Source organism: Streptomyces sp. NPDC007162 (assembly GCF_040634175.1).
Classification (GTDB): Bacteria; Actinomycetota; Actinomycetes; order Streptomycetales; family Streptomycetaceae; genus Streptomyces.
On the sequence record NZ_JBEYFC010000064.1, the window covers coordinates 1 to 21,674 of the forward strand.

A 21,674-nucleotide genomic window follows, 5' to 3' on the forward strand; every position below is an offset into this window, starting at 1 on the left:
GGGCCTGGCGAACTACCGCACCGTCTTCGACAACCCGACCTTCACCCCGGCCCTGCTGCACACCGTCCTCTTCACCGCCGTGTGCCTGGTCTTCCCCTCGTCCGTGGGCCGCACCCCCCAGCTGTCGGCGAGCGTACGGACGAGGAGCAGACCCCGGCCGGACTCCTCGTCCTCGGCGGCCAGGCGCGGCCGGGGCAGTTGCGGGCTGCGGTCGCTGATCTCGACGGTGAGGTCGGTGGCGGTGCGGTGCAGATGCAGGCCGATCGGGCCCTCGCCGTGCTGGACGGCGTTGGTCAGGGTCTCCGACAGCAGCAGGAGCGCGTCGTCCGCGCCCGCGACGCAGTCCCAGGCGGTGAGCGCCCTGTGCAGGAACGCCCGCCCCGCCGGCACCGAGGACGGGCAGGCCGCCAGATCGGTGCTCAGAGCCGCCAGCGGCCCGGCCGGGAGCTGCGCCAGCAGCAGGGTGACGTCGTCGTTGTGGCTCTCCGCGTCGGGCAGCAGACTCGCCAGCACATGGTCGGCGGCGGTCTCCAGACACGGCGTCCCGGCGAAGAACTTCTCCAGTACGACGGTGAGTTCGGCGACCCGGACCTCGATGTCACTGCCCGGGGTCTCGATCAGCCCGTCGGTGTACAGGACGAGGGTCGCCCCGGGCGGGACGGCCGAGCAGGACTGCTCGTAGAGGATGCCGCCCACCCCCAGCGGGGCGTTGACGGGTGAGTCGAGGATGCCGACCGCGCCGTCGGCGGCGCCCGCGACGAGCGTCGGCAGATGGCCGGCCGAACACACGGTGACGGTCCCGGAGTCGGGGGCGATGACCAGATAGCAGCAGGTGACGAGCTGGTCGGGGACGTCCAGGTCGGCCACGCAGGAGTCCAGGGCCTGCATCAGCAGCCGGGGCTCCATCCCGGTCTTGGCCAGCGCGTGCGCCGCCGAGCGCAACTGGCCCATGACGGCGGCGGCCTCCAGCCCACGGCCCATGACATCACCGATCAGCACGCCCACCCGGTCGGCGCCCAGCGGTATCAGGTCGAACCAGTCGCCGCCCACCCCGGCCCCCTGGGTGGCGGGCCGGTAGCGGCTGGCGGTGGCCAGGCCGGGGAGCGCGGGCGGGGTGCCCATCAGGCTGCGCTGCAACGTGAGGGCGATGTGCCGCTGCTGCTCGTACAGGGCGGTCAGTTCGGCCTCGGCGCGCTTGCGGTCGCTGATGTCCCGGACGATCGCGCAGGCGCCGACGACCCGACCGCGGGTGTCCCGCGTCGGCCACAGGGTGACGTCCACGTCGAGCAGCGCTCCCGAACGGGTCACGCGCAGCGTCTCGAAGTGCTCGACCTTCTCGCCCTTGCGCAGCCGGGCCAGCAACGCGCGGATGTCCTCCCGCAGTTCGGGCGGGGCGAGCATGGACACGTGCCGTCCGATGGCTTCCTCGGCAGTGTAGCCGTAGAGGTCCTGCGCCGCCGCGTTCCAGTACGTGATGTACCCGTCGAGGGTCTTGGCGAGGATCGCGTCCTGGGAGGACTCCACGAGGGCGGCCAGCTCGTTGATCCGGGCCTCGGCCGCCTTGCGGTCGCTGACGTCGCGCACGGCGGCGGACACCAGCAGCCCGTCCTCCGTCTCCATCGGGCTGAGGCTGATCTCCACCGGGAACTCGGTGCCGTCCTTGCGCAGCCCGTGCAGCTCCAGGCCGGCACCCATCGGCCGGACCTGGCGGTTGGCCGAGTAGCCGCCCCGGTGCCGGGTGTGCTGGCTGTGGAAGCGGGTCGGTATCAGCAACTCGACCGGGCGGCCGAGGAGTTCCTCCCGCCGATAGCCGAAGAGCGCCTCGGTCTGGGCGTTGACCAGCTTGATGATGCCCGAGCCGTCGACGATGACCATCGCGTCCGGCGCGGCCTCCAGCAGACCGCGGAAGCGTTCCTCCGCAGCACCGGTCCCCTCCCCGGACGCCGTGGCACGACCGCACCCGCAGCGCTCGGCCTCCGTCGTGACCATCACCCGCGTGCGCTCGCCTTCGAGGGAGCCGGCCATGTCCGCCCCACCCCTTTCCCGCCGGTTACTGCGGTCATCTCAGCGCGTGTGGCGCGCTCGGGCGGGGAGAAGTCGTTTACTGGCCGTGACCGGCCGAACCTGTCTGGTACGGCGCACTGTTGGCCTTCTTGTGCGCGGGATGGTGCTCCGTCACCTGGCCGGGTGGCCGCCGGCCGCCGGCTGCTCCAGGTGGGAGGCGATGACCGCGGCCTGCACCCGGCGCTGTACACCCAGCTTGGCGAGCAGGCGGGAGATGTGGTTCTTGACGGTCTTCTCGGAGAGGTAGAGCTTCTTGCCGATCTCGCGGTTGGTGAGGCCGTCGCCGATCAGGGCGAGGATGTCGCGTTCGCGGGGCGACAGGCTCGCCAGTTCGGCGGGCACGGACGGCGTGTCGGCGGGGTCGGCGCGCAGGGAGCGCATCAGGCGGGCGGTGGTCGCGGGGTCCAGCATCGACTGGCCGGAGGCGACCGTGCGGACCGCGGAGACCAGGTCGGAGCCCTTGATCTGCTTGAGGACGTAGCCGGACGCCCCCGCCATGATCGCGTCGAGCAGGGCCTCCTCGTCGTCGAACGACGTCAGCATCAGGCAGGCCAGGGCGGGCATCTGGTCGCGCAGTTCCCGGCAGACCGTGATGCCGTCGCCGTCGGGCAGGCGGACGTCCAGGACGGCCACGTGCGGACGCAGCGCCGGGCCGCGGGCGAGGGCCTGCTCGACCGTACCGGCGTCGCCGACGACCGAGATGTCGGGCTCCGCGTCGAGGAGGTCGGTGATGCCACGCCGGACGACCTCGTGGTCGTCCAGCAGGAACACCCGGATCGGATCCTGCTGCGTGAAGGTGCGTGACTGCGTCATGACGACCTCTCGTCCTCGGCGGCTGCCCGGGCGGCCGCGGCTGCCCAGGAGGATCATCGCGCCGCGCGGCGGGGCTTGCTAGGGCCGTCCGGCCCCACTTGTGCGGTCCCGGCCCGCCGGGGGAGCGGGCACCGGGGCCGGGGACAGGTCGAACTCCACGTCCACCACGCCCTCGACGGCCCTGACCAGGCGAGCCCCCACGGGCACCAGGGAGGTGTCCCGGACCCGGCCCGCGAGCGTCACGACCCCGTCGTGGACGTTGACGCGCAGCACCGAGTCGGGGGCGGGGAAGAGGTACGACACGATCTCGCGGCGGACCTCCTCGGCGATCTCCTCGTCGTCGCGCAGGAAGACCTTCAACAGGTCGGCGCGGCTCACCACGCCCTGCAGGACGCCCAGACCGTCGGTCACGGGCAGGCGCTTCACCTTCGCCCGTGCCATGACGCGCGCGGCCTGCGCGAGCGTGGCGTCGGCGGGGACGGTGAGCGCGGGTGAGGTCATCAGCTCGCCCGCGGTCAGGGCACCGGCCTCGACCGAGGCGTCGACGCGGCGCTGCCGGCCGTACCGGTCGGGGTCGCCGTCCCGGAGCTCCTCCCTGTGCAGCAGGTCCGCCTCGGAGACGACGCCGACGACCCGGCCCTCGCCCTCGACCACGGGCAGGGCGCTGACCCGCCAGTCCCGCATCAGCCGAACGAGTTCCTTGAAGGAGGCCTCGCGTCCGACGCTGACGACGGTCGTCGTCATGACGTCGCTGACGATGTGCGGCGTGCCGTGCATGGCGGTCACTCCTCGGTCGGTTCAGCCGTTGTCGTTCCTGACGGAGACGGGGGCCAGCCGGCAGCGCACGTCGACCACGCCTTCCACGGCGCGTGCCAGCCGGTCGGCGACCGGCGCCAGATCCGTCCCGTCGATCCAGCCGGAGAGAGTCACGACTCCCTCGCTGACCTCGACCTGGATGTGGTCGGCGGAGAGGGGGAACAGCCGGTCGACGACCTCCCGGCGCACCTCCTCGGTGAGTTCCTCGTCCTCACGCAGGAACACCTTGAGCAGGTCGGCCCGGCTGACGATGCCCCTGAGCATGCCCACGCCGTCCACCACGGGCAGCCGCTTGACGCCGCGCCGGGCCATGATGCGCGCCGCCTCGGCCAGGGTGGCGTCGGGGTGCACGGTCACCGCGGGCGCGCTCATCAGCTCACCGGCGGTCACCCCGCCGGCCTTGGCCAGGTCGGCGAGCCGCTCGCGTTGCACGAACCGGTCGGGATCGCTGTCCCGGAACTCCTCCTTGAACAGCAGATCGGCCTCGGACACGACGCCGATCACCCTGCCGTCGCCCTCCAGCACGGGCAGAGCGCTGACCTTCCACTGGTCCATCAACGAGACGACGTCCTTGAACGGGGCGTCACGGCCGACGGCGACCGCACTGCGGGTCATCACGTCGCCGACGGTGTGCGGGCTGCCGTGCATGGTTGCCTCCTAGCTCTCCTCCCATCCCAGCGTGGGCCCGGCCCGGCACCGGCGCCAGGGCTGAGCGGGGCGGCCGAAGGGGCCGGGTGGCCCCTCCTGCCGGCCGGCCGCCGGTGCGAAGGTGAAAGGGGATCCACCTGCCGCGCGAGGTGGCAGTCCGAGGAATGGCGGTGGGGACGATGACGACGATGACGCTTCCCCTGGTCGTGGGCGTCGACGGATCCGACGGCAGCCTGCAGGCGGTCGACTGGGCGGCGGACGAGGCCACCCGCCACGACGTGCCGCTGCGGCTGGTCTACGGGTCCCTGTGGGAGCGCTACGAGGGCGGCCTCCCCGAGGTGGGCGCCGAGCGCCCGTCCGAACGCGTGCTGGCCGAGCACATCGTCGCCTCGGCGGCGGACCGCGCGGCCCGGCGTGCCCCGGACGTGAAGGTCACCACCGACATCCTCCCCGAGGACGCGGTGGACGCCCTGCTGCACGAGGGCAACAACGCTTCCCTGGTCGTCACCGGGTCGCGGGGCCGCGGTGAGCTGAAGGGACTGCTCCTCGGCTCGGTCGGCCTGGCGGTCGCGGGCCGGGCGCACTGCCCGGTGACCGTGGTCCGCGGGGACGCGGCGGGCCTGGCGGGCACCCACGAGCGGATCCTGCTCGGCGCCGCCGACCCGGACTGCGGCGCCGCGGCCGCGCGCTTCGCCTTCCGCGAGGCCGCGGTGCGCGGCTGCGTCCTGGACGTGGTCCGCGCCTGGCGGCAGCCCGGCACGGCCGAGGTGCCCGCCCGGGAGGCCGAGGCGCGGGCCTCGGCGCTGCTCGACGCGCTGCTGCGCGAACCGGCGGCCGAGTACCCGGACGTGCGGGTACGTTCCGTGACGGTCGAGGGCCCGGCCCACCGGGTCCTGGTGCACCGCTCGGCCGCCGCCGACCTCGTGGTGCTGGGCGCCCGCCGCCGGTACGGCCACCACGGCCTGCAACTCGGCCGGGTGGTCCACGCCGTGCTGCACCAGGCGGACTGCCCGGTGGCCGTCGTACCGCACACCGTGTGATCGCCGCCGGGTGGCGAGGGGAGCACCGAGGTGAGGTGGGAGTACGACGGTTACGTACCCGCCGACGAGCGGCTCAGGGAGTCGCTGTGCACGCTCGGGAACGGCTACTTCGCCACCCGGGGCGCCCTGCCGGAGTGCGCGGCGGACGACGTGCACTACCCCGGCACCTACGTGGCCGGCTGCTACGACCGGCTCACCTCTCGGGTCGCCGGACACCGGGTCGAGAACGAGGACCTGGTCAACCTCCCGAACTGGCTGCCGCTGCGGTTCCGGCTGCCGGGCGGGGACTGGCTCACCCCGGACACCACGCCCGTACTGGAGCACCGCCAGATCCTGCACCTGACGGACGGGGTGCTGGAACGCCGGACCCGGTACGCGCTCGGTGCCGGGCGGGTGCTGGACGTGCGCCAGCGGCGGCTGGTGCACATGGCGGACCCGCATCTCGCGGCCCTGCGCACCGAGTTCACCGCCGAGGGATTCACCGGTGAACTGGAGGTGGAGGCGGCGCTCGACGCGGACGTCCGCAACGCCGGGGTGGCCCGCTACCGTGATCTGGACGGCCGTCACCTGGCCCGCGTGCGCACCGGTACCGCTGCCCCGGACACGGTGTGGCTGCGCTGCCGTACCCGCACCTCGGACATCCGGATCGGCATGGCCGCCCGCCTCGGCCCGGCCGCCTTGGTCCCGGAGGGCGACGGCCCCCGCAGAGCCGTACAGCGGCTGCGGCTGCCGCTGGCGCCCGGCCGTACCCGCACCGTGGACAAGACCGTCGCCGTGCACACCTCCCGCGACCGCGCGATCGCCGACCCGGTGGCAGCCGCCGTCGACCGGGTCGGCGACGCCCCCGGATTCGACGCGCTGCTGGGGACACACCGGCGGGCCTGGGACCAGCTGTGGCGCCGGACCGCCCTGGACGTCCCCGGCAGGGCCGGCCAGATCCTGCGGCTGCACCTCTTCCACGTGCTGCAGACGCTCTCACCGCACACCGCCGACCTGGACGTCGGCGTCCCGGCCAGGGGCCTGCACGGCGAGGCGTACCGCGGTCATGTCTTCTGGGACGAACTGTTCGTCCTGCCCTTCCTCGACCTGCACTTCCCCGAGGTCTCCCGCGCCCTGCTCCACTACCGGTACCGGCGTCTGGAGCGGGCCCGCGCCGCCGCCCGCGCGATCGGCCGGCGCGGCGCGATGTACCCGTGGCAGAGCGCCACCGACGGACGTGAGGAGTCCCAGGCACTGCACCTCAACCCGAGGTCGGGACGCTGGCTGCCGGACCACTCGCACCTCCAGCGGCACGTCGGCTCGGCGGTGGCCTACAACGTGTGGCGGTACTGCGAGGCGAGCGGCGACACCGAGTTCCGGCACACCAAGGGCGCCGAGATGCTCCTGCAGATCGCCCGCTTCTGGGCGGACTCGGCCACCTGGGACGACCACCTCGAACGGCACCGCATCCGCGGTGTGGTCGGCCCCGACGAGTACCACGACGCCTACCCCGGCGCCCCCCGGCCCGGCCTCGACGACAACGCGTACACCAACGTCACCGCCGCCTGGGTCCTCGCCCGCACCCTGGAACTGCTGGACACCCTGCCCGAGCCGCGCCGCCGCGAACTCACCGGACGCACGGGCCTGGACGACGCCGAACTGCACCGCTGGCAGGAGGTGTCACGCACCCTCCACGTGCCCTTCCACGACGGTGTCATCAGCCAGTTCGAGGGCTACGGCGATCTCACCGAACTCGACTGGGACGGCTACCGCGAACGGTACGGCGACATCCGCCGGCTGGACCGCATCCTGGAGGCCGAAGGGGACACCGTCAACCGCTACAAGGCATCCAAGCAGGCCGACGTCCTGATGCTCGGGTACCTCTTCTCACCCGCCGAACTCCGTTCCCTGTTCGCCCGGTTGGGTCACGAACTCGACGAGGCGACCTGGACCCGCACGGTCGATCACTACCTGTGCCGCACCAGCCACGGCTCGACCCTCAGCGGTCTGGTGCACGGCTGGGTCCTGGCCCGCGACCGGCGCGCCGACGCCTGGAGGTTCGTCCAGGAGTCGCTGCGCGGCGACATCGCCGACGTCCAGGGCGGCACCACCGGAGAGGGCATCCACCTGGGCGCCATGGCGGGCACCCTCGACCTCGTGCAGCGCGGGCTGACCGGGCTGGAGACCCGCGACGGAGCGCTCTGGGTCGACCCGGTGCCGCTGCCGGAACTGTCGTCGTACGGCATGTCCCTTCGCTACCGGGGGCATTGGGGCGTACGGCTGCGGCTGCGGCGCGGGCACCTGGAGGTGACCGTGCCGTCGTCCGACGAGTCGCCGATCGACATCCGGCTGCCGGACCGCACGGTGTGCGTCGAACCGGGTGAGACCTGCGTGCTCGTACTCCCGCCCCCCGCAGACCGCCCCCCGCACGATACCGACCAGCACCCCCTCGTCGTCGACGACCAGCACCGAGCCGACGGAGGCCGCCGCCATCCGCCGGGCCGCCTCGGCCAGTCCCACGTCAGGGGCCACCGTCACCGGCGGGGCGGTCATCGCCTCGGACACCTTCATACGCCACCTCCTGGCGGTGCGACGGGACGACGTCGAGCACCTCGGTCACCGGACGCCGGGGGCTGGGGTGGCCGAGGGGGCCGTAGCCGAGCCGGATCACCATCTGCACATGGGCCATGCCGGATCCCGGGTCGCGGGTCACCCGGCGCAGCTCGGGCCACTCCAGGGTCTGGGACACCATCGAGGCGACCAGCCCGCCGACCGTGGCCGTGAGCAGCACCCGCTCCAGCGCCTGCCCCGCGCGCAGCCAGTCCGCCGGCCCGTCCCGGCCGGTACCCAGCAGCGCGAGGTGCGGATTCCTCTCGAACACCGCCCAGCCGCGGCCCGGCACCGTGTGCCCGGCGGCGAAGTCACGCACCGGCGTCGCGGGACCGTACCGGCCGGGGCCGAGCGCATCGACGGGGATGCCGTCCGACGCCGGGGAGGCGCCCGCGGGGCCGGACCGGACCCAGCGGGCCGTCTCGGCGCGCAGGGCGGGGTCGACCGCTTCCCGGCCCTCGGCGTCCTGCACCAGTTCCAGCAGCTCGTGCACGTGCCAGGTGCCGGGGAAGACCAGCTGCGCCCCCTCGGCGTCCGCCGCCTCGCACAGCCGCTCCCGCAGGTCGGCCGGTATCGACCGCTCGCTGAAGGGATGGCGACTGGAGTGGCGCCGGGGGACCGCCGGGTACAGGCGGGCGAGGGCCGGGTCGGGCGGGTCGGTGGCGTCCAGGGTCACTTCGACGAGCAGCGCAGGGTCCGCCGGATCCGGCAGCAGCCGTACCACCGGGGCCCACCCGGCCGCACAGGCGGCCACCCGCAGGTTGAACAGCGCGGCACCGCATCCCAGGTGCAGGCCGCGGGCGTCCGGGTCGGTGCGCGGCAGCGCGCGCGAGAGATCGGCGTACAGGCGCAGGACGCCGTCGGCGGTCAGGTACCGGAACTTCCAGGGCTGTGCGTTGTGCAGCGACGGCGCCGCCGTGGCGTCGGCCACGAGTGCGGTCAGCGTGTTCGCGTCCACGTGCTGAGCGGTCACGATGACTCCCTTCACCGGGCCCCGCTCCCAGCGTGGCCGCTCACCACCGTGGCGGGCATGGGCCGCACGAACCCCGCGAGGGGCCACTCGGCCCAAGCCGCGAACGGTCTCGCCGACGCAGGCTGAGGACGTGGACGCTACTCCGACCGAGCCGACCGCTCCGACCGTCGACGACGTGATGACCCGCACCGTCGTCGCCCTGCGCACGGGCGCGACCTTCAAGGACATCGTGAAGACCATGGGGGAGTGGCGCGTCAGTGCCCTTCCCGTGCTGGACGGCGACGGACACGTGACCGGTGTCGTCTCGGAGGCGGACCTGCTGCCCAAGGAGGTGTACCGCGAGGGCGGGGAGAACCCCCGGGAGCAGCTGCGGCACCTGGCTGACGTCCGCAAGGCGGATGCGGTGACCGCGGGTGAGCTGATGACCGCCCCGGCCGTCACCGTGCCGCCCGGGGCCTCCCTCGCCCACGCCGCCCGTCTGATGGCCCGCTGCGGGGTGAAGCGGCTGCCGGTCGTCGGTCACGACGGGGCGCTCGTGGGCATCGTCAGCCGCTCCGACCTGCTGAAGGTCTTCCTGCGCGACGACGAGGACATCGCCGAGGAGGTACGCCGGCAGGTGGTCGGCCATCTCTTCGGCACCTTCCCGGCACCCGTGGCCGTCGAGGTGTGCGACGGGGTCGTCACGCTCACCGGACGCGTCGAGGACACGGTGCTCGTCCCGCTGGCCACCCTGCTGGCCCGGTCCGTACCGGGAGTCGTCGACGTCCACTGCGCCCTGACCGGAAAGCGCCGTCCTTGAGAGGGGACTCAGAGGTTCCTGTGCAACGCTGGCGCGCCTTCGCACCAGGCGTCCCACCGGCTTTCTCACCCACACCCCCCAAGGACCTGTTCATGACCCTGATAAACGGCCTGCCCGCCCATGTCCTGCTCGTGCACCTCGTCGTGGTGCTCGTCCCCTTGACCGCACTGGCGCTCGTGGTCGCGGCGGTCTCGCGTCGGGCGGCCCTGCGCATGGGCGTGGTGCTGCCGGTGCTCGCGCTGGTCACGCTGATCGGCGTGCCGCTCACCACGCAGGCGGGTGAATGGCTGGAGCGCCACGTCACCGACGACGCCCTGGTGCGCCGGCACGCCGACCTCGGGGACGGGCTGCTTCCCTGGGCCGCGGGCCTGTTCCTGCTGGCGGCCCTGGTCTGGTGGGCCGCCCGGTCGTCGGCCGCGGCGTCCGGCCCGGAGTCCGCGGGCGGCTCCGTCTGGTCCGGCACGCCGCTGCGCGTGGCGGCGGTGGTCCTTTCGCTGGTGGTGGCGGCGGGCGCCGTGGTGGACGTCTACCGCATCGGCGACTCGGGCGCGAAGGCGGCATGGCACGACGGCTTCTCCCAGTCCGCCTCGAACGGCGGCACGGAACGATGACCGGTCCCCGCCCTCAGCGGCGGGGACAGCACAAGAGGCGCCGGGTCAGGGCAGCAGCACCACCTGTCCCGCGCAGTTGAGACCCGCGCCGAAGCCGATCAGCAGAGCCGCGTCTCCGGCGCGGGTTACCTCGCGGGCGATCACCGTGCGGCCCCGTGACCGGCGTGTTCGAGCACTCAACGCACGCTCCGCCCTTTCGTGGCGGAGAGAGACCCTCGACCGGTCGCGAGGCCGGTCAGTGGCAGGGCCTCGGGTCGGGATGCCCGGCATGTGCAACGGGTACCGGGCACTGGTCGTGGCATTCGGCGTGCCGGAGGCGGACCACGGCGTCGAGTCCACCGCCGGGGGCCGCCTCCAGGGTGACCTCGCCCCCTCCCGCGCGGGTGAGGTGCCGCACCAGGGGCAGGCCGAGGCCGGTCCCGTCGTGGTCGGCGTGGGGAGCACGCCAGAAGCGGTCGAAGGCCCGGTGCCGTTCGGCCTCGGTCATGCCGGGACCCTGGTCGATCACGTGCAGCTCGGCCATGGCCGGGGTACGGGCGCCCCGCGCGGGGGCGGTGACGACGGCCAGTGTGACGGCGGTTCCCGGTGCGGACACGCGGAGCGCGTTGGAGAGCAGGTTGTCGATGATCTGTTCCAGTGCGCCGGGGACCGCCAGCACCGGCACGGACGTGCCTCCGGTCACGCGGATGCCGACCTGCTGTTCGTCGGCGAAGGCCGTCCAGATGTCCGCGCGGCCGGAGACGACGGCGTTCAGATCGGCGGCTTCTGCCCGGATCTCCGTGTTCTCCAGCCGTGCCAGTGCCAGCAGCCCCTGCACCATGCGGCTGAGCCGCTCCAGCTCCCCGAGCGCCCGGTCGAGGCTGTCCTGGGCGCACGGGGCGAGGTGCGGCTCGAAGTTCTCCAGACGCAGGCGCAGCGAGGTCAGGGGTGTCTTCAGCTGGTGTGACACGTCGGAGGCGAACGCCTGCTGAGCCTGGAGCAGGTGCTGGAGCCGGGTCGCGGTCCGGGTGAACGACGCGGTGAGCCTGCGCAGTTCCGGCGGCCCGTGGCCGGTGTCCGGCGGATCGGTGATCCGGCCTTCGGCGAGTTGCGCGGTGGCGCGTTCCAGGGCCTGCACGGGGCGGGTGATCGAACGCGCAAGAGCGAACCCGATCAGCGAGGCCGCGGCGAGGACTCCGAGACCGACGGCGGCCAGGACCAGCCAGGTGGTGCGCACCCTGGCCTTGACCGGGCCCAGCGCGTACACCGTTCGCACCACACAGGCGACGGTGGGGGCGGAGCCGCCCGGCACGGTGACGAAGAGGAGTCCAGCGTCCGCGGACGGGGCCCGGCGCGTGCCGACGGCGGGGCGATCGCGCAGCGCCGTGGAGATGTCCGGCTCCGCGGACAGGTCCGTGCCGGCCAGGGCGTGGGCAGCGGTGTCGGTGAGGACGACGCCCCGGCGGTCGGCGACGAGCACGGTGGCGCCGGTCCGCCGCCCGTACGCGAGGGCGAGGTCGGGCAGGTCGGCCGTCAGCCCGTGCTCCATCTTGTCCTCGCACACCTCGGCGAGCGTCATCGCCCCCTGCTCCGCCGTACGGGAGAAGCGGGCCAGCTCGCTGCGGGCGTAGAAGACGCCGAAGGGCACTTCGAGCGCGAGCAGGACGAGCAGTATCAGGCCCAGGTGGCTGAGCAGGAGGCGACGCGTCACCGGATCTCTGCCGGGGGGACGAGGCGGAAGCCGATCCCGCGGATGTTCTCGATCCAGGACGCGTCGCCGAGTTTGCGGCGCAGCGCGGCGATGTGGACGTCCAGGGTCTTGGTGGGGCCGAAGAAGTTCGGTTCCCAGACCGTGTCGAGGATCTGCCGGCGGGAGCAGACGGCACCGGGGTCCTCCGCCAGGCAGGCGAGCAGGTCGAACTCCTTGGGTGCGAGGGCGATGGACGACCGGTGCAGGCGTACCTGCCGGGTGCGGCAGTCGATGGTCAGGGGGCCGATCCGCTGGACGCCGGGCGTCCCGGGACGATCAGGGCCGTCGGCGGGCCGCGCCGAGCCAGCCGGGGAGTCGGCGAGGGCCGGGCGGGCACGGCGGGTGACGGCACGGATCCGGGCGACGAGCTCCCGCACACCGAACGGCTTGGAGACGTAGTCGTCCGCGCCCAGTTCGAGCCCGAGCACCCGGTCCACCTCGTCGTCCCTGGCCGTGATCATGATGATCGGCACGGCCGAGCGGGACCGCAGCGCCCGGCAGACGTCGATGCCGTCCATGTCGGGCAGCCCCAGGTCCAGCAGCACCATCGCCGCCTCCACCGCGGCGAGGCCCTCGGCCCCCGTTCTGGCGTGGTCCACGGTGAACCCGAACCGGCGCAGCCCCTCCGTCAGCGGCCCGGCCACCCGCTCGTCGTCCTCGATCAGCAAGACACGCATGCCGACAGGCTCACAGACGCCGGCCCCGGCGCGTGGCGCAAACGCCGCAAGCTCCCCCGAGTCAGTGATCTTCCACGACCGGCTCATTCGGTGGGGCGCGGTTTCCTGACGACATCAAGGGCCCGGCCAGCGTGGCGTAAGCCGAGAGTTAAGACGTCGGACGGCCGCCCCCGGTCTCCCAGGTGAGAGCCGGATGCTGGTCCAGGGTCAGCCCGCGGGCCCCGGCGCCCTCCGCTGCCGGTCCGGCCGGAACCGCGCCGGGAGAAACGCTGTTTCAGGGGTGTCCGCGCTCCTCTCGCTGTCTTCGCTCTGGCAGTTCCCTTGATCGTCTTCCCGTAGCGTCGGCCGGGCGGTCGGTGCCACCGGAGCACCACCGGACCACCCGCCACCGCGAGAACCAGGGACACCGCATGCCCATCGACGAACTGCGCCGCGTCCGCCCGGACCTGGTGGAGCCCTTCGCGACCGCGCTCCCGGGAGCACGCGCCACCGTGCTCGCCCGCCTGTGGGGCGCCTTCGCACGAGAACCCCTGCCCGGTGTGACCACGCGTCGCCGTGCGTCCGGATCCCTGGTCGTCCATCTGCGACGGGGCGGTTCGCTCTCGGCGGCCGAGGCGGCCGCGCGGCCGTTCGCCGACGTACCGCCCGACTTCGCCGTGTCGGGGCCGGAGGGACCGATCGGCGACCCGGCCCGGCTGCTGGCGCAGCTGGGACTGCGTACCACCGCGGCGCAGCGGCTGGCGGCCGAACTCGACAACAGCGTCGTCAACCTGGCCCTCGCCAGAGCCGCGAACGCGGGCCGGCAGGCCGCTCCGTCCGACTCGGCGGATGCCGAGCAGGCGGTCGTCGACGGCCACCCGCAGCACCCCTGCTGCCGGACCCGCACCGGCATGTCCGTCACCGACGTGCTCGCCTACGCGCCCGAACACCACCCGGTCGTCCGGCTGGCGCTGCTCCGGGTCCCGGCCGACCGCTGGCAGGGTGCCGGCGACTGGCCGGCGACCCTGCGCGACGGCGACGCCCACCTGCTGCCGGTGCACCCCTGGCAGCGCGACCACGTGCTCCGGCACCACCGCGACCTGGTGGTCGTCGAGGAGACGGTCCCGGCCCGCCCGCTGCTGTCGCTGCGTACCCTCGCGCCGCTGGGCGGCGCCCTGCCCGGCTGCCACGTCAAGACCGCGCTCGACGTCCAGGTCACCAACTACCGGCGCACCGTCTCCGCGGCCGAGGTCGCCGACGGCCCCCCGCTGTCCGAGCTGGTCGCGGCCGTCATCGACAAGGCCGGACACGGCGGCGGCCTGCGCGTCCTGCGGGAGCTGGGCGGCGGCTCGGTGTGCGTGGACGGGCGGCCTTCCGCGAGCCTGACGGCCATGATCCGCGAATCGACCGAGTGCCACCTCGACGCCGGTGAGATCGCCGTGCCGCTCACGGCCGTGCACGCGACCGGAGCCGCCGTGGTGTCGGGGGACCCGGTGCGCTGGCTGGCGGACCTCGCCGGCCTCGTCCTGCCGCCGGCCCTGACGCTGCTGTCCATGGGGGTGGCCCTCGAGGCACACGGCCAGAACACCCTGGTCGTCCTGCGGGACGGACGGCCGGTGCGGGTGCTGTACCGGGACCTGGACGGCGTCCGGGTCAGCCCGCGCCGCCTGGCCCGGTGCGGTTTCACGCTGCCGCCGCTGCTCGGCACCCGGGCCGGGGACGACATCGGCGCGCTGCGCACCAAGCTCTTCGGGGGCCTGGTCAGCGGCGTCTTCAGCGAGCTGGTCGACGTCCTCGGCCGGACCCGGGCGGCTGAGCCGCGGACGCTGTGGGGCACGGTCGCCGAGGTCGGGCGCCGTGTCTTCGCCGACCTGCCGGACCAGGAGGACGCGGCGGCGTTCTTCGGGGACACGATGCCGTTGAAGGCGACCGTCGCCATGCGCCTGTCCGCGAACCCGGGCGCCGCGCAATGGACGTCCGTTCCCAACCCCCTGGCGCTGTGCCGTTGACCTCCGACACCGACCGCTTTCCCCCAGGAGCGACCACATGACCACCGGCACCGACCGCGCCACCACCGACCGCGCCACCACCGACCGCGCCACCACCGACCGCGCCACCACCGACCGCGCCACCACCGCCCTCGCCACCACCGACCGCGCCACCACCGCCCTCGCCACCACCGACCGCGCCACCACCGCCCTCGCCCTGACCGCCGAGCCGTCACGGACGGCCGACCTCGTCACGGCCCACACACTGCTCAACTGTCTGATCCGCGAGGTGTCCGCCCCCGAGCACCAGGTGACGGTCGTCGACGACCACCTCCTGCTCCGACTGCCCCGCCGGGGCCTGCTGCTGCGTGCCGCGCTGCGGCGGACCTCGCTGATCGGAGCGCATCGCTTCCTGGGCTCGGTGCAGCGGCTCGACGGCGACGCCTGGGTGAGCGTGGACTGGCGCGAGCTGGCCGCCTGCGTCCAGGACGAACTGGAACAGCGCACGGGCCTGGCCAACGAGGAGTTCCCGGACCAGGTGGCGGACAGCCGGGAGACGATCCGCGTCGTCCTGGAGGAGCGGGCGGGTGCCTGCGCGCCCGCGGACCCGTACGTCGCCTCGGAGCAGTCCCTGGTGTTCGGCCACCGCTTCCACCCCACGCCCAAGGCCCGCACCGGCGACCCGGCGGACTGGCTGGCGTACGGCCCGGAGACCGGCACCCGCTTCCGCCTGCGCTACCTGGCCGTGCGCCGCCACCTCGTACGGGAGGAGGGCGAGCCGCACGCGCTGGACGCGCTGCACCCGGTGGCCGGCCCGGAGTTCGCCGTACTCCCCGTGCACCCCTGGCAGTACCGGCTGCTGAAGGACCACGACCGGCTGCGTGAGGCGGTCGCCGCCGGAGACGTCGTGGACACCGGCACGGGCGGCCCGGAGCTGGTGCCGACCGCGTCGGTGCGGACGCTGTACGAGCCGGAGGCCGACACGTTCCTGAAGTTCAGCCTCAACGTCCGCCTCACCAACTGCGTCCGCAAGCACGCGAGTTACGAGCTGTCCGGGGCCGTCGCCCTCAACCGGCTGCTCCAGCCCGTCTTCGCCCGGCTCACCGACCGCTTCCCGAACTGCGCGCTCCTGGCCGAGCCCGGCTACCGCACCCTCGACACGGCCGGCGCCACCGCCCTCCTGGAGGGCTTCGCCGTCATCGTCCGCTCCGGCCTGCGCCCTCACCTGCGTCCCGGGGTCACGCCCCTGCTCGCCGCCGCGGTGGCGGACGAGTACCCGACCGGCGCGGCCCATGTCTCCCACCTGCTCGCCCGCGGCGACGGCGACGTCCTGGCCTGGTGGGACGCGTACCTCGGGCTGCTGCTGCCGCCGGTCCTGGCCGCCTACTTCGAACACGGCGTCGTCCTCGAGCCCCACCTGCAGAACGTCGTCGTCGGCGTCCGGGCCGACGGCACGCCCGCGCAGATGTTCTTCCGCGACCTGGAGGGCACCAAGCTCCTGCCGGGCCGTCACCGGCAGGCCCTCGCGGACCTCCCTGACGACGTGCGCGGCCCCCTCACCTACGATCCCGAACACGGCTGGAACCGGGTCGCCTACTGCCTCCTCGTCAACCACACCGCCGAGATGCTCAGCGCCCTGGCCGACCTCGAGCCGACGCTGGAACCCGCTTTGTGGGGCCTGGTCCGCGACCACCTCGCCGCTTACGCCCGCACCGCCGCCGAACCGCCGCGCCTGCGTGCCCTGCTGTCCGGCGTACCGCTGCCGGCCAAGGCCAACCTGCTGCTGCGCTGGTCCCGCAAGGCCGACCGGCACGCCGGCTACGTGCCCCTGCCCAGCCCGCTCGGCGCGGACTTCCCCCGCGAGGCGGTCCGGTGAGGCCCGAGACGTACGACCTCGTCGCCGCACTGCCCGACGACGACCTGCCCGCCTACGTCTACGACCTGCCCGGGCTGCGCGACCACGTGCGCGCGATCCGGGCCGCACTGCCGGACCGCGTCGAGCTGCTCTACGCGGCCAAGGCCAACTCCGACCCCCGGATCCTGCGCACCCTCGCCGCACACGTCCACGGCTTCGAGGTGGCCTCCGGCGGCGAACTGGACCACGTCCGCGCCGTCGTCCCGGGCGCGCCGATCGCCTTCGGCGGTCCCGGCAAGACCCCGCAGGAGCTGACCCGGGCGCTGGACGCGGGAGTCGGGCGCCTGCACATCGAGAGCGAACACGAACTCCGCCTGCTGACCACCCTGCTGGGCGACCGGACCGTGGACGTCCTGCTGCGCGTCAACCTGCCCCTCGACGTGGGCCCGGTCGCCCTGGCCATGGGCGGCGGGCCGTTCGGCATGGATCCCGTACAGCTGGACCGCTGCCTGGAGGTGATGCGGTCGGTCCCGGGCGTCCGGTTGCGCGGCCTGCACCTCCACCTCGCCAGCGGCCTGCGGGCCCGGACCCAGCTCCTGCTCGTCGACGAGATCCTCGCCTGGGCCGGGAGCTGGGCTCGCGAGCGCGGAGTCGAGCTGCGCGAGGTCAACGCCGGCGGCGGCATGGGCGTCGACTACACGCACCCGCCCAGGGTGTTCGACTGGCCCGCCCTGGGCGCCGGACTGCGCCGGATCCTCGCCCGCCACCCCCACCTCACCCTGCGGATCGAGCCCGGCCGCTCGGTCACGGCGTACTGCGGCTGGTACGTCACCGAGGTCCTGGATCTCAAGTTCAGCCGGGGGCACGCGTTCGCCGTCCTGCGCGGAGGCACCCACCACCTGCGCACCCCGGCCGCGAAACAGCACGACCAGCCCTTCGAGGTGATCCCCCGGGAGACCTGGCCGCGGCCCTGGACCCGTCCGGAGGTCCGGGACGAGCCGGTGACGCTGGTCGGACAGCTCTGCACGCCCAAGGACGTACTGGCGAGCCGGATCATGACCGAACGGCTGCGCGTCGGCGACCGGGTCGCCTTCGCCATGGCCGGCGCCTACGCGTGGAACATCTCCCACCACGCGTTCCTCATGCACCCGCACCCGACCTTCCACCACCTCGACGACGCCGGCGTGTCCGTCGCGGGCGACACACACGCCCGTCGGACGCCATGAGTGCCGTCGTGGGCCCGCCGGCGACGCACGCGCTCGCCGTCCGGACTTTCCGGCGCTACCTGCTCGGACAGCTGGTCTCCAACATCGGCACGTGGATGCAGCGTGCCGCCCAGGACCTGCTCGTCCTGCACTCCACCGGCAACAGCGGCCGCGCGGTGGGTATCGTGACCGCGCTGCAGTTCCTGCCCGGGACCCTGCTGGGCCTGACCGGAGGTGTGCTGGCCGACCGGTACCCCAAGCGACGGACCCTGCTCCTGACCCAGACGGCGATGGCGGCCCAGTCGCTCCTGCTGGGACTGCTCACGGTCACCGGAGCGGTGAACCTGCCGTCCCTCTACGCGCTGGGCCTCGCCCTCGGCGCCGCCACCGCCGTGGACAGTCCCGCCCGCAACGCCTACATCGGCGAACTCGTCTCCCGTGAGCACACGGCCGGCGCCGTCAGCCTGAACGCCGCCCAGTTCAACGTGGCCCGCGCCGTCGGACCGGCCCTCGCCGGCCTGGCCGTGGCGGCCTTCGGCATCGGCCCGGTGTTCCTCCTGAACACCGTCTCGTACCTGGCCGTCCTTCACGGCCTGATCACCATCCGTACCGACGCGCCGGACGCCCCTGTCCGCGCCCGACCGGGCCCCACCCGAGTGAGCGAGGCGCTCCGCCACATCGCCACCACCCCGGACCTGCTCCTCCCGATCGGCCTCGTCGCCTTCGTCGGCACCTTCGGCCTCAACTTCCAGGTCACCATCTCGCTCGTCGCCGTCACGGTGTTCCACACGGGCGCCGCCTCCTTCGGCTGGCTCTCCGCCGCCTACGCCCTGGGCGGCCTTCTCGGCGCGCTCCACCGGGCCCGGCACGGCAAGCCCCCCACCCGGCGCCGTCTGACCTCCAGCGCGATCGGTTTCGGCGCACTGGAGATCGCGCAGGGTCTCATGCCGGGCTACGGCTCGTTCCTGCTTCTGCTGCTCCTCACCGGAAGCGCCGCGGTGACCGTGACCACCACCGCCAACGCGCTGATCCAGCTGCACGCCGACCCACCGCTGCGCGGCCGCGTCCTGTCCGTCTACTTCCTCGTCCTCCTCGGCGGCACCCCCGTCGGCGCACCGCTGGTCGGCCTGGTGTCCGACACGCTCGGAGCCCGCTTCACCCTGGTCCTGGGCGGTGCCGTCTCGCTCGTCGCGGCGCTCGCGCTCGCCGTCTGCGCCCGCGGACGTGGGGCCCAAAGCCCCCGGAGACGGCGCGGCCCCACGCCCGCGGTCGAGGGGGCGGCTGCGTGCCCGGCGCCCGAGCACCTTACTCTTACGACATGTAGGAGCTGCCGGGGGTGCGAGCGCGCCCCGGCGGGCCCCAAGAGCGCACTCCGTGGGCTGCCTCCAGGCGCCGACGGGGACGGGCGCTGACCGAGGAGTGGCGAGAATGAGCGAACACCGGCGCCGACCGTCGGGGCGGACCACACCGTCCGGCCCCGACGGCATGCACAACGGTGGCCGGGCCGCCGCGCGCAGGGCCGCGCGGTCCCAGGACGGGCGCGCCCACCGAGCCGCCGGCACGCGGCGGGCGGACGCCGGACGCCCCCGTCGACGCGGCCTGATCGACTACCCGCGGGCCGGCCGACGCGGTCCCCGGCGGTGGCTGCCCTCGTGGAAGCTGGTGTCCGGCACCTTCCTGCTGTTCGTCGCCGGCCTGCTGGGCCTGTTCGGCTACGCCTACGCCACGACGACCATTCCCAGCGCGAACCCCAGCACCCAGGCGCAGAGCAACACCTACTACTGGTCGGACGGCTCGGTGATGACCACCCAGGGGTCCACCAACCGGCAGAACGTCGACCTCGCCCAGGTTCCGAAGCTGGTGCAGTGGGACTTCCTCGCCGCGGAGAACGCCACGTTCTACACCGATCCCGGTGTCGACACGCAGGGCATGCTCCGCGCCGTCTACCACATGGCCACGGGCGGTGAGGTGCAGTCGGGGTCCACCATCACCCAGCAGTTCGTGAAGAACACCTACCTCAGTCAGGACCAGTCGGTCACCCGCAAGCTCAGGGAGATCATGATCTCCCTGAAGATAGGTGACCAGCTGTCCAAGCAGCAGATCCTGCAGGGCTACCTCAACACCTGCTACTACGGCCGGGACGCCTACGGCATCGAGGCCGCGGCCCGTACCTACTACCACGTGCACGCCTTCCAGCTGAACGTCAGCCAGGGTGCCTTCATCGCCGCCACGGTCAACGAACCGAGCCTGCTCATGCACGCCGACACCGACCCGCAGGCCAAGGCCCAGGCCAAGGCCCGCTGGACGTACGTGCTGGACCGGATGGCCAAGATCCACAAGATCACCGCGGCCCAGGAACAGCAGTACCTGGCGGCAGGGTTTCCCACACCCAAGCCGTACACGCCGTCGGCGGGCATGGCCGGACAGACCGGATACCTGGTGCAGGCCGCGCAGAAGTACGTCGAGGCCCACACGTCCCTCACGGACCAGCAGCTCGGCCGCGGCGGCTACCAGATCTACACCACCTTCGACAAGAAGAAGGTCAGCGCCCTGTCGGCGTCCGTCACGGCGATGGAGCGCAAGCATCTGGATCCGCGGCACCGCACGGCCGACAAGGACGTCCAGGTCGGCGCGGCGTCGATCGATCCGGCCACCGGCGCGGTCGTCGCGCTGTACGGCGGGCCCGGCTGGAACAAGGGCCACTGGACGGACAACGCGGACGCGACCGGCGTCCCGGTCGGTTCCACCTTCAAACCCGTCGACCTGGCCGCCGCTCTCGACCACGGCGCCGTCCTCTCACCCGGGCAGCCGGCCTCGCCCATCACCCCGGACTCGAAGTTCAACGGCGACGACGGCATCACCATCAAGAACCAGCAGGGCCAGGAGCTGCCGGACGCGAAGGACCCCACGGGACTCCTGCACCAGCGCAACGACGTCACCACGAAGTGGGGCTACATCACCCTGCGCAAGGCGATGGAGCAGTCGGTCAACACCCCGTACGTCCAGCTCGGCGAGTACGTCGGCTACGACGACGTGGAGGGCGAGGCCCTGAAGGCGGGGCTCCTGCGCACGAGCCTGCAGTACGACACCCCGGGCTTCTACATCGGTACGTCCACCCCGTCGGCGATCCGCATGGCGGACGCGTACGCCACCTTCGACGACGGCGGAGTCCAGCACGAGCCGTACTCGGTGACCAAGGTCGTCGCCGACGGCCGGCAGCTGACCGGCTTCGACAAGCCCAAGGGCACCATGGCCATGCCCGCCTCGACCGCCGACACCGTCACCGACGTCCTCCAGGACGTCGTCAAGAACGGCACCGGCACCAACGCCCAGGCCCTGGGCCGCCCGGCGGCCGGCAAGACGGGTACCACCGACGACTACAAGTCCGCCTGGTTCATCGGCTACACCCCGCAGCTGACCACGGCCGTGAGCATGTTCAAGGAGGACCCGAAGAACGCCGGCCTCCAGTCCATGCAGGGCGTCGGCGGCTACGCCAAGGTCTTCGGCGCGGACATGCCCACCGAGGTGTGGACCGGCTACATGACCGCCGCCCTCCAGGGACAACCCGTCCAGCAGTTCCCGCCCGCACCCGCGCTCGGCCAGTCCACGGACGAATACGGCGCACCCTCGCCCACGCCCTCCGCCACCGTGTCCCCGAGCACACCCCCGGCCACCCCGACCGTGTCGGCCACCCCGACCCCCACCACCGCACCGTGCCGCGGGCACGGGAAGCACTGTGTCGGCCCGAGCCCGACCGACACCGCGGGAACCGCCGGCGGTACCGGCGGCGGGCTGTTCGGCGGCACGACCGGCGGCACCACCTCGTCATCCTCACCCGCGCCGACGAACACCACACCGGCGCCGACAGGCGTCGGCGGTTAGGGTCCC

16 protein-coding genes and 2 pseudogenes are annotated in these 21,674 nt (G+C 73.2%); 9 read left to right on the forward strand and 9 right to left on the reverse strand.

What is annotated here, in order from left to right; genetic code table 11:
- Window positions 1-12 precede the first annotated feature (12 nt).
- From ABZ646_RS10670 to ABZ646_RS10685, 4 genes are all read right to left on the reverse strand, one after another.
- Window positions 13-2,025: a PAS domain S-box protein gene (locus ABZ646_RS10670; protein ID WP_360515721.1), complete on the reverse strand. Its 2,013-nt coding sequence runs from the start codon at window positions 2,023-2,025 to the stop codon at window positions 13-15.
- 150 nt (window positions 2,026-2,175) lie between these two features.
- The gene (locus tag ABZ646_RS10675; protein ID WP_360515724.1) at window positions 2,176-2,877 is read right to left on the reverse strand and encodes a response regulator transcription factor; all 702 of its coding nucleotides are present in this window, start codon (window positions 2,875-2,877) and stop codon (window positions 2,176-2,178) included.
- A gap of 78 nt (window positions 2,878-2,955) precedes the next feature.
- Window positions 2,956-3,654 carry a CBS domain-containing protein gene (locus ABZ646_RS10680; RefSeq protein ID WP_360515727.1) on the reverse strand — a complete coding sequence of 233 codons (699 nt, stop codon included), beginning with the start codon at window positions 3,652-3,654 and terminating at the stop codon, window positions 2,956-2,958.
- Window positions 3,655-3,675: 21 nt separating this feature from the next.
- Window positions 3,676-4,341, reverse strand: coding sequence for a CBS domain-containing protein (locus tag ABZ646_RS10685; protein ID WP_360515730.1), 666 nt, complete (start codon window positions 4,339-4,341; stop codon window positions 3,676-3,678).
- Between the two features lie 188 nt (window positions 4,342-4,529).
- On the opposite strand from ABZ646_RS10685, the gene ABZ646_RS10690 reads away from it, so the two are divergent.
- A complete protein-coding gene (locus tag ABZ646_RS10690) occupies window positions 4,530-5,381 on the forward strand; it encodes a universal stress protein (protein ID WP_360515733.1) in 852 nt (283 codons plus the stop codon).
- A 30-nt stretch (window positions 5,382-5,411) separates the two neighbouring features.
- A pseudogene (locus ABZ646_RS10695) lies at window positions 5,412-7,766 on the forward strand (glycosyl hydrolase family 65 protein); the annotation flags it as partial.
- Window positions 7,767-7,847: 81 nt separating this feature from the next.
- On the opposite strand, the pseudogene ABZ646_RS10700 reads toward ABZ646_RS10695, so the two are convergent.
- Together ABZ646_RS10700 and ABZ646_RS10705 are read right to left on the reverse strand one after the other, a co-directional pair.
- A pseudogene (locus ABZ646_RS10700) lies at window positions 7,848-7,913 on the reverse strand (hypothetical protein); the annotation flags it as partial.
- Window positions 7,882-8,943, reverse strand: coding sequence for a nitroreductase (locus ABZ646_RS10705; RefSeq protein WP_360515736.1), 1,062 nt, complete (start codon window positions 8,941-8,943; stop codon window positions 7,882-7,884). The pseudogene ABZ646_RS10700 and the gene ABZ646_RS10705, both read right to left, overlap by 32 nt.
- 178 nt (window positions 8,944-9,121) lie before the next feature.
- On the opposite strand from ABZ646_RS10705, the gene ABZ646_RS10710 reads away from it, so the two are divergent.
- Complete coding sequence (locus tag ABZ646_RS10710; protein ID WP_360515787.1) at window positions 9,122-9,742, forward strand: CBS domain-containing protein; 621 nt, start codon at window positions 9,122-9,124, stop codon at window positions 9,740-9,742.
- Between the two features lie 92 nt (window positions 9,743-9,834).
- On the forward strand, window positions 9,835-10,353 hold the full coding sequence (locus ABZ646_RS10715) for a DUF2231 domain-containing protein (protein ID WP_360515739.1): 519 nt from the start codon (window positions 9,835-9,837) through the stop codon (window positions 10,351-10,353).
- A 45-nt stretch (window positions 10,354-10,398) separates the two neighbouring features.
- Here the strand turns inward: ABZ646_RS10715 and ABZ646_RS10720 are convergent, their stop codons facing one another.
- Genes ABZ646_RS10720 through ABZ646_RS10730 form a run of 3 tightly spaced genes read right to left on the reverse strand, consistent with a single transcriptional unit; the run spans window position 10,399 to window position 12,759 of the window.
- Entirely contained in the window at window positions 10,399-10,533 is a 135-nt protein-coding gene (locus ABZ646_RS10720; protein ID WP_360515742.1) for a hypothetical protein, read from the reverse strand.
- A 55-nt stretch (window positions 10,534-10,588) separates the two neighbouring features.
- Window positions 10,589-12,043, reverse strand: coding sequence for a HAMP domain-containing sensor histidine kinase (locus ABZ646_RS10725; protein WP_360515745.1), 1,455 nt, complete (start codon window positions 12,041-12,043; stop codon window positions 10,589-10,591).
- A complete protein-coding gene (locus tag ABZ646_RS10730) occupies window positions 12,040-12,759 on the reverse strand; it encodes a response regulator transcription factor (protein ID WP_360515748.1) in 720 nt (239 codons plus the stop codon). Before ABZ646_RS10730 ends, ABZ646_RS10725 begins: the two co-directional genes overlap by 4 nt.
- A 410-nt stretch (window positions 12,760-13,169) precedes the next feature.
- Here ABZ646_RS10730 and ABZ646_RS10735 point away from each other — a divergent pair, with 410 nt between their 5' ends.
- Genes ABZ646_RS10735 through ABZ646_RS10755 form a run of 5 tightly spaced genes read left to right on the forward strand, consistent with a single transcriptional unit; the run spans window position 13,170 to window position 21,668 of the window.
- Window positions 13,170-14,747: an IucA/IucC family protein gene (locus ABZ646_RS10735; protein WP_360515751.1), complete on the forward strand. Its 1,578-nt coding sequence runs from the start codon at window positions 13,170-13,172 to the stop codon at window positions 14,745-14,747.
- A gap of 37 nt (window positions 14,748-14,784) precedes the next feature.
- A complete protein-coding gene (locus ABZ646_RS10740) occupies window positions 14,785-16,602 on the forward strand; it encodes an IucA/IucC family protein (protein WP_360515754.1) in 1,818 nt (605 codons plus the stop codon).
- Entirely contained in the window at window positions 16,599-17,807 is a 1,209-nt protein-coding gene (locus ABZ646_RS10745; protein ID WP_360515757.1) for a type III PLP-dependent enzyme, read from the forward strand. Before ABZ646_RS10740 ends, ABZ646_RS10745 begins: the two co-directional genes overlap by 4 nt.
- A complete protein-coding gene (locus ABZ646_RS10750) occupies window positions 17,804-19,198 on the forward strand; it encodes an MFS transporter (protein ID WP_360515760.1) in 1,395 nt (464 codons plus the stop codon). Before ABZ646_RS10745 ends, ABZ646_RS10750 begins: the two co-directional genes overlap by 4 nt.
- 16 nt (window positions 19,199-19,214) lie before the next feature.
- Entirely contained in the window at window positions 19,215-21,668 is a 2,454-nt protein-coding gene (locus ABZ646_RS10755) for a transglycosylase domain-containing protein (RefSeq protein ID WP_360515763.1), read from the forward strand.
- Window positions 21,669-21,674: the final 6 nt, after the last annotated feature.